The sequence below is a fragment of the Enterovibrio coralii genome (assembly GCF_001559595.1).
Taxonomy (GTDB): domain Bacteria; phylum Pseudomonadota; class Gammaproteobacteria; order Enterobacterales; family Vibrionaceae; genus Enterovibrio; species Enterovibrio coralii.
Genome location: NZ_LNTY01000004.1, coordinates 21120 through 37603 on the forward strand (window position 1 = coordinate 21120; position 16484 = coordinate 37603).

10 protein-coding genes and 3 pseudogenes are annotated in these 16484 nt (G+C 48.3%); 6 read left to right on the forward strand and 7 right to left on the reverse strand.

All coding sequences use genetic code 11. The annotated features are described in order from the left end of the window. Positions 1 to 23: 23 nt before the first annotated feature. From tssK to ATN88_RS00270, 4 genes and pseudogenes are all read left to right on the forward strand, one after another. A pseudogene (gene tssK, locus ATN88_RS00255) lies at positions 24 to 1309 on the forward strand (type VI secretion system baseplate subunit TssK). 6 nt (positions 1310 to 1315) lie between these two features. Then, entirely contained in the window at positions 1316 to 2461 is a 1146-nt protein-coding gene (gene icmH / locus ATN88_RS00260) for a type IVB secretion system protein IcmH/DotU (protein ID WP_067409758.1), read from the forward strand. 379 nt (positions 2462 to 2840) lie between these two features. Further along, a pseudogene (tssM, locus tag ATN88_RS00265) lies at positions 2841 to 5923 on the forward strand (type VI secretion system membrane subunit TssM). Further along, positions 5920 to 6633 carry a protein kinase domain-containing protein gene (locus ATN88_RS00270; protein WP_232312637.1) on the forward strand — a complete coding sequence of 238 codons (714 nt, stop codon included), beginning with the start codon at positions 5920 to 5922 and terminating at the stop codon, positions 6631 to 6633. Before tssM ends, ATN88_RS00270 begins: the two are co-directional and overlap by 4 nt. Before the next feature lie 63 nt (positions 6634 to 6696). Here ATN88_RS00270 and ATN88_RS00275 read toward each other — a convergent pair whose 3' ends face one another. From ATN88_RS00275 to ATN88_RS00300, 6 genes and pseudogenes are all read right to left on the reverse strand, one after another. Beyond that, entirely contained in the window at positions 6697 to 6942 is a 246-nt protein-coding gene (locus tag ATN88_RS00275) for a YdcH family protein (RefSeq protein ID WP_067409761.1), read from the reverse strand. Between the two features lie 162 nt (positions 6943 to 7104). Then, positions 7105 to 7949, reverse strand: a pseudogene (locus ATN88_RS00280) (enoyl-CoA hydratase/isomerase family protein). 159 nt (positions 7950 to 8108) lie between these two features. Further along, positions 8109 to 8729, reverse strand: a complete 621-nt coding sequence (locus tag ATN88_RS00285; RefSeq protein ID WP_067409763.1) for a LysE family translocator — start codon at positions 8727 to 8729, stop codon at positions 8109 to 8111. Positions 8730 to 8774: 45 nt separating this feature from the next. Then, positions 8775 to 9074, reverse strand: a complete 300-nt coding sequence (locus tag ATN88_RS00290) for a PAAR domain-containing protein (RefSeq protein WP_067409766.1) — start codon at positions 9072 to 9074, stop codon at positions 8775 to 8777. After that, complete coding sequence (locus ATN88_RS00295; RefSeq protein WP_067409769.1) at positions 9071 to 9646, reverse strand: DUF6931 family protein; 576 nt, start codon at positions 9644 to 9646, stop codon at positions 9071 to 9073. The genes ATN88_RS00290 and ATN88_RS00295 overlap by 4 nt, the downstream gene beginning before the upstream one ends. After that, the gene (locus ATN88_RS00300; protein ID WP_067409771.1) at positions 9646 to 11634 is read right to left on the reverse strand and encodes a type VI secretion system Vgr family protein; all 1989 of its coding nucleotides are present in this window, start codon (positions 11632 to 11634) and stop codon (positions 9646 to 9648) included. Before ATN88_RS00300 ends, ATN88_RS00295 begins: the two co-directional genes overlap by 1 nt. 540 nt (positions 11635 to 12174) lie before the next feature. Here ATN88_RS00300 and ATN88_RS00305 point away from each other — a divergent pair. Then, entirely contained in the window at positions 12175 to 13383 is a 1209-nt protein-coding gene (locus ATN88_RS00305; protein WP_067409773.1) for a NupC/NupG family nucleoside CNT transporter, read from the forward strand. 85 nt (positions 13384 to 13468) lie between these two features. Here ATN88_RS00305 and ATN88_RS00310 read toward each other — a convergent pair whose 3' ends face one another. Continuing rightward, positions 13469 to 14359 carry a LysR family transcriptional regulator gene (locus ATN88_RS00310; RefSeq protein ID WP_067409776.1) on the reverse strand — a complete coding sequence of 297 codons (891 nt, stop codon included), beginning with the start codon at positions 14357 to 14359 and terminating at the stop codon, positions 13469 to 13471. A 119-nt stretch (positions 14360 to 14478) separates the two neighbouring features. Between ATN88_RS00310 and ATN88_RS00315 the strand changes: the two genes are divergently transcribed. Continuing rightward, entirely contained in the window at positions 14479 to 16449 is a 1971-nt protein-coding gene (locus ATN88_RS00315) for an amidohydrolase (protein WP_083539378.1), read from the forward strand. The last annotated feature ends 35 nt before the right edge of the window (positions 16450 to 16484 follow it).

Sequence of the window (16484 nt, forward strand, 5' to 3'; positions counted from 1 at the left end):
AAAAGGTCGTCTGGAGCGAGGGAATGTTCTTAAGCCCTCAGCACTTCCAGCAACAAGAGCGGTATCTTGAACATTTTACTAAGTCCTATTGCGGGCAAATTGCCCCAGACAGTTTTGGATTGTCAGAACTGGAAATGGACTCTTCCATGCCCAAAATTGGCAAAGTCGGCGTTAAGAAAGCAAAAGGGGTTTTCCCCGATGGAACGCCGTTTGAGTTGACGCAAGGGCTGGTATTGGACATTCCTAAAGGCACGTTGAACAAACGCGTATATCTTGCCGTTCCAGTCTATCGCGCGGGTGTGGTCGATGTAGGCGACGGGGTACATTTAAGAAATACACCAGTCGAATACAACGCCTATGACACGAGCCGAGATCATAGCGAAACCGTTGCTCTGGAAATTGCAGAGTTGAACGTGGTGCTCAAAATGGAAGGGGATGATCTTCAAGATTATACCTTGTTGCCAATCGCGTTTGTTTCAGAGCACAAATCTGAAGGGGAAGTGCTGCTTAACAAAGCATTTGTACCCGCCTGTTTGAAATTTAATGTCTCTGAATATCTCAAAGACTGCGTATCTGAAATTTATGCGCAAATGCAATACCGTGCACAGACCATTTCAACGCGTCTCCAAGTCGATAGTGGAAGTAAAAGCTATCAAGCCCTGATGCGAGATTACCTCTGGTTGCAAACCCTCGGCGGTTGGCTGCCTAAAATTCGCCATTGGTGGATAACGGGGCGTTGACATCGGAAGCCTTATATCTCGAGTGCATTGCCATGGTTGGGCAGATGCAAGGCTTAGAAGGCCGCATGCCCGAAGAGTTTCCAAAGTGGAACCCTAACAGCATGTACGACAACTTCTCTTTGGCGTTTGCTGAGATGCAGGTGCTGCTTCGTGAAGTTCAGCTCGATAACGTCACGACATTACCTTGGGATACTAGCCTGTTCGTTTCACGTCGACTGTTGAGAACCATAGTGAAAGACCGAGCACTGTTTAACAATGGCCGCTTCGTGATGGTGGTGTCTTCCGATTCACTGGGTGCCGTAGAACTTGGCGAGCATTTCCCACTAGCGGCGAAGTTGGCGGGTAACAGCGATATTGCTGATTTGGTGCGCAACGCCTTGTCTGGGGTTGAGCTTCGCTACTTGCCCGTCGCACCCACTGAGCTTAAATCGCGCAGCAACGCCGCCTATTTTGAAGTCAATATTCACTCCGAGTTGTGGCAGGCATTGGTCAAGCGCGACGAGCCAATCGCACTTCACATCGATGAGCTTGTTGGCAATGTCACTGTCGAACTGCACGTGATCAGGTAATCGCACATGAGTGGATTATTTAACGAAGAACCAACCATCGTCATTCGACGTCAGCAGACGGAGTTTGAGCAGACCAAAACGTCAGATGACGCAATGCCTGAGCTTGGCGATAGCGCACTGCTCATTGAAAACTTGGCAGTTTATGGCAGCCCCCTTCTGAATGCGGCAACGGAATTACTCGGCACCTTGGTCACTTTGCCTAGACAAGGTGAGCCTCGAGATCTCGAGAGGTTTCGTCAGCAGGTGTTGGATGGTATTGCTAACTTCAAGCGTCGTGGCCTTTATCTTGATTATCACCCCAGCATTATCGACCGCAGTTGCTTCGTGCTTTGTGCTGCATTCGATGAAATCATTCTGTATACCGAATGGGGTCAAAGGGCGCGCTGGGAAAACCATTCATTGCTGAGTAAGATTTTCAATCAGCGAAACGGCGGTGAGGTCTTTTTTGCGTTGCTAGAGAAAGCGTGCCAGCAACCAGCAAAATTGGCCGATTTTATCGAGCTTCAATACATATTGATCATGCTTGGCTTCAAGGGGCGCTATCGCCATGCCGACCCCAGCGCGCTTCACGATGTGAAGTCAGATGTTTACTCCATACTTCGTCATTACCGTGAAGAATCGCGTCTTCCTGTGCCTACTACGCCGCCTTTGAATAAGCACAAGCAACCCACCAAGCCACTGAGCATCACCAAAATACTGACCATCACTGCGCTGTTTCTGGCGGGCGGTTACGTTGCGTCTGAATACTGGTACCACAACCGAAGCGCGGTGTTGCTGTCTCAGTTTTCTTCTTTGGACCTCTCAGATGTGAATCTTGCTGCGACAAATCAGGACCTTGTGTATGTCAGTACGCCAGAAGATGTAGGGCTTGAGCCACTGGTACCGGCACAACCTGAAGAGGATGTAACAGAAAAAGCCCCAGTGAATGTGGACTGGGAAATTCTACTCGCCGTGTTTTCCCAATCGTCGGATGTCATAAGGCTTTCAAACGAATTGAATAAATCAGGGTATGACACCTTCTCTATTGAAACTGACCACGGTATTGAGCTTGTGATGGATGCGGGCACAAACCTGAGTGCCATCAAGAAGCTGAAGAACGAACTCAATGTTCGATATGGACTAAACGCAACAATCCGGAGGGCGCAGCAGTAATATGAAAAAAGCACTTCTATTGGGCGTTTTCGCGCTATTTCTCGCCGCCGCGTGCTTGATTGGCTGGTGGGCGATTCCTGATACCGAAGAGATGGCCATTTTAAAACTGAGCCTATTGTTCGGTGCTGTTGTTTTACCCCTTATCGTTTTGGTTGTCGGTTTACTGACAAGACCCAAGTCAGAAGAGTCGATTCAAAAGCATGACCAGCAAGTATTGCTGGAGCAAGACTCCAAGGCTATCCGAGACATTTTTGCGTTATCGACGAAAAAACTTCGTGGCGAAGGTAAACGCAAGCTGCCAAGTATGTATGCCTTGCCTTGGTACCTGTTGGTTGGACGACAAAATAGTGCGAAAAGTGCCTTGCTGCGTCAGAACGACATGGAGCCAGTGCTCGATGTTCAGCTTAACGAGGACGATGCCAAGCAATACCTTCGTTTCTGGAGCAATGATTATGCTGTGGTCATTGAAGTGGGTCATCGTGTTTTCGACCATGACGGCATCGATAACGATTTGTGGAAAATTCTTTGCCAGCAGCTTCTGAAATACCGCCCAAGACAAGGCTTGAACGGTGTTTTGACGGTCGTTGAAGCAAACCGACTCATTGAAGCGGATAAAAAAGACAGACAAGCTCTCGCCACGACCTTACAAGATGCCATTTTGTCTTTAGGTGAAAAGCTTGGCATTGATTTACCGGTTTACAGTGTGTTCACCAAGCGGATGCCATTGCAGACTTCGTTCCCTTCTTCGAGAGCTTTTCAGGGCGTGATGTCGATAACCCATTTGGTGTGACGTTATCCAACGACGATACACACCGATTCGATGCACTCCAGTTTGATGAAAAAGTAAAACTGCTGCTAAAAGAGTTAGTTAAACAGCAGATGACCCTGCTGCGAAACGTTAGCAACGAGCGTACCGACTCTGTTGTTGCATTGCCTTATCAGCTTCGCGTTTTCTTTGAGCAAGCGCGTAGTTTGATGTCTGACGTGGGCAGAGAAAACCGCGTTCGAAATGCTGTTTGGATTCGTGGTGTGTATCTGGTCTCGAGTGCGCAAAGTGGAAAAGAGCTCGATCTGTTGACGCAAGCTGTCGCTGAGAAAGCGGAATTTAATGCGCTATCGCGACGTGAGCAGTTGCCGGGTCGAAGAGGTTACTTTGCTGCTCGTCTTTTTTCCGACGTATTGTTGCCAGAGCGTCGCATTACGGCGATGAACCCCTATCGTCAAACCCGCTACTTGCTATCTCGAACCGGTATGGTCGCAGTTGCGATTCTTTTTGTCGCAGGTGTTTCTACTGTGGTGAAACAGAGCTGGGACAAAGATGAAGCGTGGCGTGCCGAGGCACAAACACAACTCAGTTTGTATAAGAACGATATTGAGCGATTAGAGCAAGAGCCGCATACTATCCTCGATACCATCGCGATACTTAACGAGTTACGTGATGTTGCAAAGGAAGGTATTGCTCCAACGTCTTGGTATGAAAAGGTGAGTGTCAACCAGACTGACACGGGCAAAGAGGTATACCGCATTTATGAGGAGCAGTTGCATCTCTTCTTGTTGCCTCGCGTTGAAGAGTTGGTGAGCAATGAACTCTATGTTTACGTGAGTTTGGGTAACCCAACGCGCATCTTTGAAATCCTGAGATTCTACAAAATGCTGTTTAACGAACAGCAATTAGATAAAGAGGCGTTGATTGCCTATCTTCTCGACAACCTAGAGGATCAAGGTGAAGCCTCGGTTCAAGATGTACAAACACTGTCACTGTTGTTGGATGATCTCTTTAGCAGCCAATATGACCATGCCATCAAAGCAAACGAAGAACTGATCTCAGTGGCGTCGAGCAACTTAGAGGGCTTGTCACCTGAGCGTTTGATTTACGCGAGACTGAAGAGCCTGCCTGAGTATCGAACCCAAGTGGATATTCGCCGCCAGCTCGGGGACAAATTCGAGATTTTGTTTGAGTTTACGGATGGGTTCCATGGCTATGTCATGCCTGAAGTCTTCACTAAGCAAGGTTATGAGAACTTGGATTTGTCTGCAACGTCGCCAATTCTAAAGCAGCAATATCAAGAGTTTCGTGCCATCCAAGGTGATTTATCGCCAGTTTCTCTGCCGGAAATGACCAACCTGAGCAAACAGATCCAACGTTTGTATTTCAGTGATTACATCTACCGTTGGCAGGATATTCTGACCAATATCAAAGTGAAGAACTTCAGTTCTACAACGGATCTTGCTTATTCATTGAGGATGTCTCGTGAGCCTTCCAGTGGGCCTTTGTTGGATCTTCTTGATGCCATTGTCATCAACACCACGTTAGCGAAAGAAGAAACCACAGACACCGCGGGTGCCGAGAAAGCGGCGAAAGCGTTGGGGTTGGGCAAAGTCGCGAAAGTGGCTAAGAAAGCGGGCAAAGTAAACAACTTGGCCGGAGATAAACTGCTTAAGCTGCAGCCTGCTTATGTCGTCAATGAAGCCTTTGCTGGTTACGGCACATACATGCGCGGACAAGGTGACGTTGGCAGCCCTGTACCTGTTGATCAGCTCATCGCCCAATTCGACAGCCTCAATACGTATTTTGATACTGCGCTAACCAGCCCAGACCCAGGCAAGGTAATGATGGATTACGCTGTTGCTCACGCGCAGGGCAGCCAGGATGCACTAGTGCTGTTTGGCCGCGAGTCGAGTAAAGCACCAGGAAAAGTAGCAGGTTGGATCAATTCGGTTGAACGTCAGGCATGGCAACAGGTCATTCTTTCCAGTGCGGGTTATTTAAATCAGCAATGGGAAGAGCGGGTTTATCTTTTCTATGTGGCGACGGTAGAAGGTCGATTCCCATTCTCGTTGCAGGGGCGAGGAGAGGTGGCGATCGATGACTTTGCAAGCTTCTTCAAGCCGCAGGGCAAGGTAGACAGCTTTATAGACCAAATGCTGATGCCTTTTGTGTATTGGGATAATGGCATTCTCAAACTGCGTGAAATCGACGGTCAGGTAATGCCAATCAGTTCAAGCACTCGCTCTCAGTTGAAAAAAGCGCGAAACATTAAAGAGCTCTTCTTTGGTAAAGCTGGGCAAGAGCTGGCACTTCAAGTGTCTATTCGTCCAAGCTCCATGAGCACAGACGTGACTGAGTTCCAAATGCGCGAGGTTGAAAACGTGTTCAGCTATCGTCACGGGCCTCGTGTGTGGAGCAACGTCGCGTGGCCTAGCATCGGCCTAGATGGTTATCTGAGTACGAGTTTCTTTGAAGGTGATAATCGTGTCGCCACGCGTAATTACTCAGGTGAGTGGGCATTGTTTAGAGCTATTTTTGATGGAGATTCGAGTGCAACGAGCGATCGACGGATAAATAAGCTTAAATATGAGATAGATAGTCGAAAAATCGTGCTGGATTATACCTTGCTGGATAGCTCGATTGCGTTGAACAAAGACTTGTTTACTCAGTTCACTTTACCGAGACGCCTATGATGAACTCAAATGACCTCAAAATGGTTGCCGAAGCTCTGTCCATGCAGCAAAGCTGGCAGGTAGGCAAAGTTCTTGATAGAAAATACGAGTTAACGCGGCCGCTTAGCTCAAAACCTGTGGCCAATGCATATTTGGCCACGGAAATTGAAACTGGCGAAAGCGTGGTACTGAGACGCTGCCCGCCCGGTGCTGAGCGAGGCAGCCTTGAAAGAGAGTGGGAAGCGTTGGAAGCGTGCAAGGGAGACAGCGTGCAAGAGGCGTTGTCTTTGTATCCTGCCTCTGGCTTTCTCTCGGTCATGTTTTACCCGAATGCGACACCACTTATCGATTTGTCACCAGAGCAAGTGGACGCATTCCCAATTCTCCTTCCAAAAATATTAAAAGCGGTCTCGCATTGCCATAAAGCTGGTTGGATTCATGGTGATATCAAGCCGTCTAATGTGCTTTGGGATCATGACACCAATGCCATTCGATTGATTGATTTTGGTGCGGCAATGCCCATTGGTTTATCAAGAAAGCATCTCGGTTCGTGGCATGCTAGCGTTGGGTTTTCTTCTGAGGCACAAACTGCAGGCGAGGGGACTGCTCATCCATCTGATGATTGGTTTGCGCTTATCCGATGGATTCGTCAGTTGGACAAAGTAGACGTGTCGGAAATGTCGAGACACAACTTAAACCGTACTTTGGAGTGGCTCGGAACCCAGATGTAAAAAGCGCGCTCAACGGAGCGCGCTTTCATAAGATTTGTGCCGTTGAAAAGGCGTGTCTTAATGCTATTTGCTGCTTTGCACCAATTGCAGATGCAGAGCATCTTTCATTACAGCGCGGTCATGCTTAAGTTGGCGCATCGCGTCGTCGTTAATGGGAGAGTCATTCAGCTCTAGAACGCGTATCTTTTTATCTAGTGCATTGTATTCTTTCATTTCACTTGCAAATGCGGCGTTACTCCCTGCCAACTCTTCAATAAGATTTTTAAACTCTGGAAATTCGTTCATGAGCGAATGATTTTCACCTAACATAGTCACCTCTTTGCGTTTGTGCCTTATTGGAAGTTTAGAAGCATTCACAAGGATAATTCGACGCGTTTTTTAGAATTTACTGCAGCAAAACTCCCCAGCAATGTAACTAAACGATTGCAGAGGAGCTCTCTTTATATTCGAAATCTCAGTAATGCTCTGAAATTAGTTGATTTCTTGAACCTTCATGACCAGTTCATTCCAGTTGCGCTGGTTTTCAATGTCGTGCTCAAGACCTTGTTCATCAGCAACGGTAAAACGGGTGATTGCTGGTGTTTTACTGGTTGCCTGATAGAGCCAGTAAGCTTCCGCTTTCAGTGCTTCATCGATTGGTTTGTCGATAGACTCGTAAACGGCTTGCTTACATGCGTTGATCGACTCAGCAGGGAATTTCGCTATACGTTTTGCCAGCGTATCGACGTATTCACCGATCTCATCGGGCTCTAGGGCTTTGTTGATGGTGCCGTACGCTTCTGCTTCGTCCGCATCGAAATCGCGAGCACTTAGGATGATTTCGAGTGCTCTGCCAAGACCCACCTGACGTGCCATACGAGAAGCACCGCCACCACAAGGTAAAATGCCCATCCCGACTTCCATTTGCATAAACTTAAACTTGCCACGGGCAGCAAATCGCATGTCACACGCTAGCGCGAACTCATGACCTCCACCTCGGGCAAAGCTTCCAGTTTTGCAATGGTAGCCTGTGGGACTTTACTGATTCGCTCTAGTACAGATTGAAGATCCAGAAGCTGTGCCTCATCGCGAGAAACGGCTTCGGTTGACATGTCTTTCAGAAGATTGGTGTCGTAGTGGCAGACCCAAATTTCGGGATTCGCTGACTGGAATACGACAACTTTGGTGTCTCTGTCTCGTTCCAAACGCATTGCGAGGCCATTCAGATCAGCAAGCATTTCTTGGCCTTGAACGTTCACTGTTCCAAAGTCGAAGGTAACTGTGAGTACGCCGTCTTCCTGTTTTGCCGTAAAAGTCGTGTAGCCTTCGTAAGCCATTTTGTTTTCCTTAGCTTCTGTGAGCATTGAGGCACATCCTGTATGTGCCGTTCGCTTTTTAAGCTAGCAATGGGAAAACGCACCAACAATGGCTCTCTGCGGCTAAACAGTATTTAGAAAACGTTGAAAATGGCGTTTAAATAGCGAGGATTTTCTTTACTAAGCCTTGGCAAGCAGTGCGATGCCGCAACTTGCAAACAATCCACCACACAGCTTGTTTAGCCTTGCTTGAGCTTTGGCACTCTGGAAATAGTCCGTAGCCTTCGCGCCAATCACAGCATAAGTCATTAGCACGCCACCGACGGCGAGTGTGGAAATAGTGACAACGAGCAAAATCTCGGTCGACGTGATTTTTGTGACATCAACAAACGCAGGGAAGAAGCCCATGTAAAACAAAATGGCTTTTGGGTTGGAGAGAGTGGTGACAAGGCCAATGAAGATACTGGACAGCGCATTTTTTGAATGCGGTTGCTGGTCAATATTCAATGTTTCATTGGTTGGTGCTGACCAGCTTTGGTAGGCAAGCCAAAGCAGGTAAGCGACACCTATGTATTTTATGTATTCTGCAAAACTCCCCATCGCACTAGCGACAGCACTCAAGCCAGAAAGTGCGAGGAAAATGAAAATGTAGTCGGCTATGAGGACACCACCAACGACGAGAAAACCCTGCGTTTTTCCAAAGGCTAAAGAACGGGATACAACAGCCAACACTGAAGGTCCTGGAATCATCGCAGAGAGCAGCAAGGCACTGAAAAGTGCAAGACTGGAAACTAACGTCATGGTTTATCCTTAAACCTTTGTCCTAGAGGGCTTTTCTCAGAATACTTATCCGCCGATAAGTACCGTTGGCATACCGACAACGATGGTGCCACCGTGAGCAGTCATATCGCCCATTCTCGCAGCGGGCAGATTACCAAACAAGACGGTTGCGCTGCCTTTTGTGATGGAGTCAGGTGGTCCAACACAGGTGCACATTTGCCCAACGGTTGCTGCTGGCATGTTGGCAATTAACACCGTACAAGGCAGAGGAAGAATCGGCCCCCCAACATGGGGAATGGGTGGAACCGCTGGGGTTTGCATTGGGCAAACATGCATATCGCCAGCTCTGGCTGCAGGTAACGTCATGCGGCACTCCCTATGTTGCCGTTTCCACCATTGGCGATATTAATACCCATTTCAATGAACTGGTGGTATCGCGCTTCGGCTTGTGCACCATCTGGCAATATAGCGGTTAGGTTGATCGAGCCGCCAACGGCATGTGCGTAAAGGTATTCTGGCGGCGGAACAACGGGATCAGATGGACCGGTAATACTTCCTCCGCTCCAGAAGACGGCTTGAGCAATCCAACCCGCACCGTTTTGTAGAGTGGCTTCATTTGCCATTTGTTCTGCATAGCGGCGACTGGTCTCATCGGGCGTATGTACCCAAGCTTTGGCTGCATGAATAGCACCAAGCTGTTTTTCGTCCCAATCGTCTCGCATACCGGCACAGACGCATCCCCACCACACGGCCTCCCTAACGGGTAAGCCATGGGCAAGAAAGATCACTGCATCGGCATAGAGACCTTCCTGCATTGCGCGTTGTATAAGCTGTGCGGGTGTCATGCCCGGCTCAATCAGTGGAAGAATGCCTTCTTGAGGCTCGTATAGCTTAAGAATATTCTCAGCGAACGGGTGGGGGATTTTTACATAACTCATCAGTTCACCTTCGCGATTGCGCCTTGAATTTGCACCATTGCACCGCCTTTGACTTCCGCCATTGCACTACCGTTGATGCTGACCATGGCTCCTTTGATATCTGCTTTCCCTGACCCTTCTACGGTCACCATGGCACCTTTTAATTCTGCTTTACCACTGCCATTGATACTGACTTGAGGCGCGTTAATCTTGATGCCACTGTTGCTGATTTCTATCTTGCTGCTTCCTACGGCAAGCGAAATCTTTGTGCTGCCTTTAATCTCGACAGTTTGACCATCAACAGAGACCTTCGAGCTTGCGGAGATTTCTGCATTGCTACCCGCGTCAACTTTGACGTTTTTATCCGAGGACAGAGACATATCGGCTTTGGCACTGGCAGTGTATTTGTCATCGGTTTTGAGGGTGTGCGCTTCTTTGCTGGAGATATCGATGGTTTTTTCAACGGTAAGTGCTTCTTTGCCCGTGACTGTGCGCGTCGCGTCATTTAGTACTTCTACCATCAGGTCTTTTTCGGCGTGTAAGAAGACCTGTTCTTTGTCTTTGGCATCTTCAAAACGAAGTTCGTTGCCATTCTTGCTGCTGCCTTTGGGTGTCGAGCGAGTTTTTATCCCGCTTTGAGTGGCCGCAGAGTAGGGCGGTACGTTCTTGGTGTTATAAATCGAGCCAGAGACGACAGGGCGGTCAGGGTCGCCTTCGATGTAACTCACCAGTACTTCATCGCCGATACGTGGAATGAACTGCATACCAAAGCCGTTACTGGCGGTACCTTGCACGACAGGGAGCCAGCAAGAGGTGTTTTCGTCGTTCTTACCGTCTAGATCCCAATGGAACTGAACCTTAATTTGTCCGGACTTATCTTTGTAAATTTCTTCGTTACTCGGGCCCGTCACCGAGGCAGTCTGAACACTGAAAATTCGAGGTTTATCGATAAAAGCGGGTCGAAACGTGGTTTTAGACGGAATACATTCGAACGAGTTATTGCACTCGTAAGGCTGGGTGCCCTCGCCGCCAGAGTATGACGCAGAGATCGAAATAACCAGGTATTCCTGATTACATGACGAAACGGGGTGCTCTGATAACGTGAACTTATGGCCGGCACACAGTGGCGTCGCTTTTGACGAGCCGTTGCTGATGATTTTCAATGCATCCTGGCTTTCCATCTGTTTTTTCGCGGCATCGCGGATGACAGATTTGTCTGAAAAACCTTGGCCATAATGATAGGCAGTGAGCGTTGATACGCTCGCAGTGCTGGATGATTTTTGTGCGCCGCTAGAAATGGCTTCTGCAATGGAGGCACTGTGATCGGCCAAAGAAATTGACGACGTGTTAGCGCGTGTGCGCGTTTGCCAGAATGGCACTTCTCTTGAAGGCTCTGGGTTTGGTGTTTGGAAGGTAAATTTGTCGTTGGAAACGGTTTTAAATGCCTGATTAGTATCACCAACGGCGACGCTTGGCGCACTCCCAGAATGGTCAAAGTGATAATGCCAGCCTTCAAAGCTGAGCAGGCGTTGTACGAAAGCCAAGTCTGTTTCATCAAGCTGAGTGCAGTATTCATGGGTCGTACCGGACCCTGAAACCGATATCTTCACATAGCTTTTGATTCCCGCGTCGTTAAGCACAGATTCGATGATCTGTTTGGTGGTCATACTCTGGTAGATTTTACGGTTTCGTCGATATTGGAGCAATGAGAGCGGGTCTGCCGCCTTTACGGTGTAGTAGTAAATCTCTTTCTCATCACTGTAGCTTTCAAAAACGATGTCGGTGACGAGCGCGAGCAGTTTTGAACTCTCATTTGGCGTGGTGATGGCGCAAGAGAGTGTTTTGCCAAGGGCTTTTTCAGTAATTTGTTCATCACTGGCAATGGATGCTCGCAGCGTACAAGCCTCCGAAAGGCGTGAATCCATGCTAAGGCTAGTGACGATATACGGTCCTTTGCCATCGACTGTTGCCGTTATCGGGCGAACAGAAACCTCGTAAGCGCTTCCCATAACAATTTATCCCTAAACTTTTCATCAGCGTCTTCTCCGAGACCTGATGCAGCACGTTAATTGATTAGATGTTGTTTTAGCTCGTGCAGTACCTATCAATCTTATGACACCTCGCTCTCCATGCCTCTTCACACCTTGTTCTTTGCGCGCAAGATCAACCTAATTTGCAATGACGATGAAAAATGAAAAAAAAGATCAGAATAACCCTATGAATTAAAATGATAATTCTGAGTTTGTTGTCTTTTTATGCCGATTCATCTGCGAAAATCCCTTGTCATGGCAAATTTGAGTTGGCATACTCCGCGCCCGGTTAGAGCGAACACTTTTTACGAAAAAGTGTTGATAGCCAGCTTTCAATCGGCTGCAACATGGAAACTTGCCCCAAGGAACAGGGCCCAGCGTAACTGAAGCATTTTTTGGGCTTGATACGTCGTCTTAGGGTAAGACACCTGATTGCAGCACCTGCATAAGTGTTGCCTTTCTCTGCGCGCGTCATATCTCGGTCCGCAAAAAAATCCAGATACATAGCAAGGTAACATAATGCATATTCTTCTAAGTTTGGCCGGTATTCTGGCTCTGTTAGTCTGCGCGTACGCTTTGTCAGAAAGCCGTCGTGACATTAACTGGCGTACCGTTGTCGGCGCATTTTCTCTTCAAGCCGGTTTCGCTGCACTGGTTCTGTATTTCCCATTGGGACAGTCGGTTCTAGGCTCATTAAGCAACGGCATTTCAAGCGTTCTATCGTTTGCAGATGCGGGCATTGGATTCGTATTCGGTGACCTAGCAAACGGAAACTTCATTTTTGCAATTCGCGTTCTTCCCCTCATTATTTTCCTCTCTGCAATCATTTCTCTTCTTTACTACCTTGGCGTAATGCAATGGCTGATCAAAGTCATTGGTGGTGCTATCCAGCGTTTGCTGGGTACAAGCCAAGTAGAATCACTGGCTGCAACGAGCAACATCTTCCTGTCGATGAGTGAAGCATCGCTGGTTATCCGTCCATTCCTGAAGAACATGACGCGTTCAGAACTGTTCGCGGTAATGGTTGGCGGTATGGCGTCGGTGGCAGGTTCTGTACTGGGTGGCTATGCGGCACTGGGTGTAGAGCTGAAATACTTGATCGCAGCAAGCTTCATGGCAGCGCCAGCAGGTCTGCTGATGGCAAAAATGATGGTGCCTGAGCGCGAACAGTCTCGCGTTAACGACAACATCGACCTAGAGAAAAGCGAAGACGCGAACGTTGTTGATGCACTGGCAACAGGTGCAATGAACGGTGTGAAAGTAGCGGTAGCAGTAGGTACCATGCTGATTGCATTCGTGAGTGTGATTGCGATGCTGAACGCAGGTTTTGAAACCGTAGGCGCATGGTTTGGCTTCGACGGTCTGACACTGCAAACTATCTTCGGTTACCTGTTCTACCCACTGGCTGTTGTTGTTGGCGTGCCGTTTGACGAAGCACTGACTGCTGCGTCACTGATTGGTCAAAAAACCATTCTGAACGAATTTGTTGCCTTCCTAGACTTCGTAAACGTGAAGGAAGCAATGTCTGCGCACACGCAAATCATCGTGACGTTTGCACTCTGTGGTTTTGCTAACATCGGCTCTATTGCAATCCAACTGGGTTCTATCGGTGCGATGGCACCTGAGCGTCGCCAAGATGTGGCGAAGCTGGGCTTCCGTGCGGTAGCTGCTGCAACGCTGGCTAACCTGATGAGTGCTGCACTAGCTGGTCTGTTCATCGCGCTGTAATAGCAAGAACAATCGCTGAATAAATGTGAAAACGCCCGCTTTGACTGCGGGCGTTTTTGTATTTGGTCTCTTGTTTTTAGACTCGCTATTTAAAATAGTTCTTCGCTGCTTTTCTGATATATGCCATCAGTGCCAGCAACTCTGGCGCGGACTCGCGTGCTTCCGGGTAGAAAAATGAAATGCCGGTTTTCAGTGCCGTAGAAAGCTCTCGCATTTTGACAGGTTTAAGCTCACCCGCCTTCACCCAAGGCTCAGCCATGCTCGCACTCATCGCAGCCCAACCGTCTTTTTTCAATAGCTCTATCAAGATATCGTTGTTGCTAATCACGCGAATATCCGGTGATACGGAAAACAGCTCCGGCATCGCGTTGAACAAATTTTCACTCACGTACTGCTTTTCTAGCTGTAGATCTCCTGCTGTGACGTCATTCATTGCGCACAGTCTGTGAGAGGCATGGCAATACACGCCGATATCACTGCTACCAAGGTTCACATATCCGAAAGGGTATAACCCTTCATTGACCATGCGATGCTGCATTAACGCTAATTGGTTGGTGCCCTCAGAGACCGCTTTAAGTCCTTTTTCACGGTTTCTGTGTAGCCAATTGAGGCGAATGTAAGGGTAGGTTGTTGCCATAAATTGTTCGATATCCGCAATCAAGGCAACAGGTACCAGCGCATCATGATAAATATCAAAGTAGGTAATGGGGTCGAGATAGCTCCCCATTAAGCGAGTGTCTAAGCGCGCACTTTGCTTAACGATGATGGCGGATTGTCGGTAAATCGCCTGACCTATGTCGGTCACGACCGCTTTTTTACCTTCAATCTGGAAAAGTTCTACTGCGTAGCTGTCTTCAATGGCTTTAATCTGCTCGCGAATCGTCGTCCGGTCTTTTCCCAGCTTTCGCGCTGCTTTGCTGTAGCTGCCTTCCTCGACGGTCGCGCAAAACGCGGCAAGATGTTCGTAAGAAAACATAGATAATCCAAATGATGGTTTTTACCCATCATAATGCATTATTACGAACGTGATTCCATTGATAAATTGTGCACATGAAATGCAGTTCACAAAGATGCAATTTACAAGAAGGAATCACAATGAAAACAATTACAAAACTGTCAGCCATTGCCGCTCTTGTCGCCGTTGTTGGTGGGTGTGCCAAATTTGTTGAAAACAATGCGCAACCCGCGCTTTCTGATGATGTGTTAGCGAGTCCAGTCACGATTTACCTGTCAAACGACATTATCACGATGTCAGATGTCGCGCCGGATAACATTTCTGCGGTTGCTGTTCAGGATGGGCGAATTCTCGATATGGGCGAGTCTGGCGAGATGTTGTCGAAATATGCGAACCACCCAAATCTCAGCGTAGACCGTCAGTTTGAAGACAAAGTGCTGGCACCGGGGTTTGTAGAACCGCACCTGCATATTTGGATGAGTGGCATCTTAATGAGTACCGAGTTTGTCACCCCGGGCGATTGGAAACTGCCGTGGGGTGATGTTGAAGGTGTGCAGACCGAAGAGGCGTTCTATGAACGTCTGAAAGAAGTGGAAGCCAATACACCCGAGGGGGAACCGCTTATTGTTTGGGGTTATCACCACTACTTTCATGGCAATAGTTTAAGCAAAGCTGTGCTGAATGATATCGCAGGCGATCGCCCATTGATTGTTTGGCACCGCAGTTTCCATGAGCTGTTCTTCAACGACGCAGCGATAGACATGCTTGGTTGGGAAGAGTCAGATTGGCAAGGTGAGAGTGCGGCTTACGATCAACTTGATTGGGAACGCGGGCATGCCTTCGAGAATGGCGGAAAAATCATTCTGGGCGACACGCTGAAGTTTTTGGTGGAAAGCGGCAGATTCGCGACAGGTATGGAGCGTTCACGTGATTATATCCAAGCAGGCGGTATTACCACTGCGGTTGATCCTGGCGTGATTGCGACCCCAGAAATGTACGACCAAATGGTATCGATTCTGTTGGACGATACGTTCCCAATGGATTACTGGCTGATGCCTGCCGGCAACTTCACCTACAGCATGGGTGGTTATGATGCGGATAAAGGCAAAGCCATCGCGGAAGCACAAACCCGAAACTATGCTGGACAAGATCAAATTCAATGGCTGCCAAAATCCATCAAGCTTTTTTCAGACGGTGCGATGTACAGCCAATTGATGCAGCTGAAAGACGGTTATACCGACGGGCATCATGGTGAATGGCTTCAAACACCAGCTGAGCTAGAAGACAGCATGCGTCCTTACTGGAACGATGATTACACCATTGTGATTCATGCTAACGGCGATCTGGGCTTTGAAAAAGCGGTAGAAATCGTCGAAAAGCTCAATGATGAGTTCCCAAGAGAAGACCACAGAACGGGTTTCCATCACTTGGGAATCACAGATGTTGATGACATTCCACGTGCAGTAGAAACGGGTTCAAATTTCAGCGTTAACCCTTATTACACACACGTACTTGCGGAGCTTTATAGCGAGCAGGGCGTTGGTAAAGAACGCGCGGAAGTGATGGCAAGAGGTCGCTCTTTCATTGATGCGGGTGGATTGTTGTCTCTACACTCAGATGCACCTATGGCACCAGCCCAACCGCTCACTTTGATTTGGGCCGCTGTAAATCGAATTGGTCTATCAGGTGAGACGGTAATGGGGCCACAAGAAAGAATCACTGTTGATGAGGCCATGCGCGCTATGACGATTGATGCCGCGTATACCGCGAGACTAGAAGGTGAGGTGGGTAGTATCGACATCGGGAAATATGCGAACTTTGTCGTACTGGATGAAAGTCCGTACAAAGTAGAGCCGACAGCTATCAACGACATTACGGTTGAATCGACGGTTTATCGTGGTGTGCCCGCACCCATCAATGTGAGCAATGCGGGTATGCAACTGACGGAGAACACCAAAACAGTGATGGCGAAAGTGAACGCCAATCATCACCATCATGGCGGTCATCACCACCATCATCATCATGAGGAAGGGGATATTTGTGGAACTGCACTTTTCATGCAACATGCCTTGGGACAGGCAATGAGCAATCAGTCGCCAGCGATTAACTAGTCAAAACCCAGAATGAAAAAAGGCTGCCCACGGGC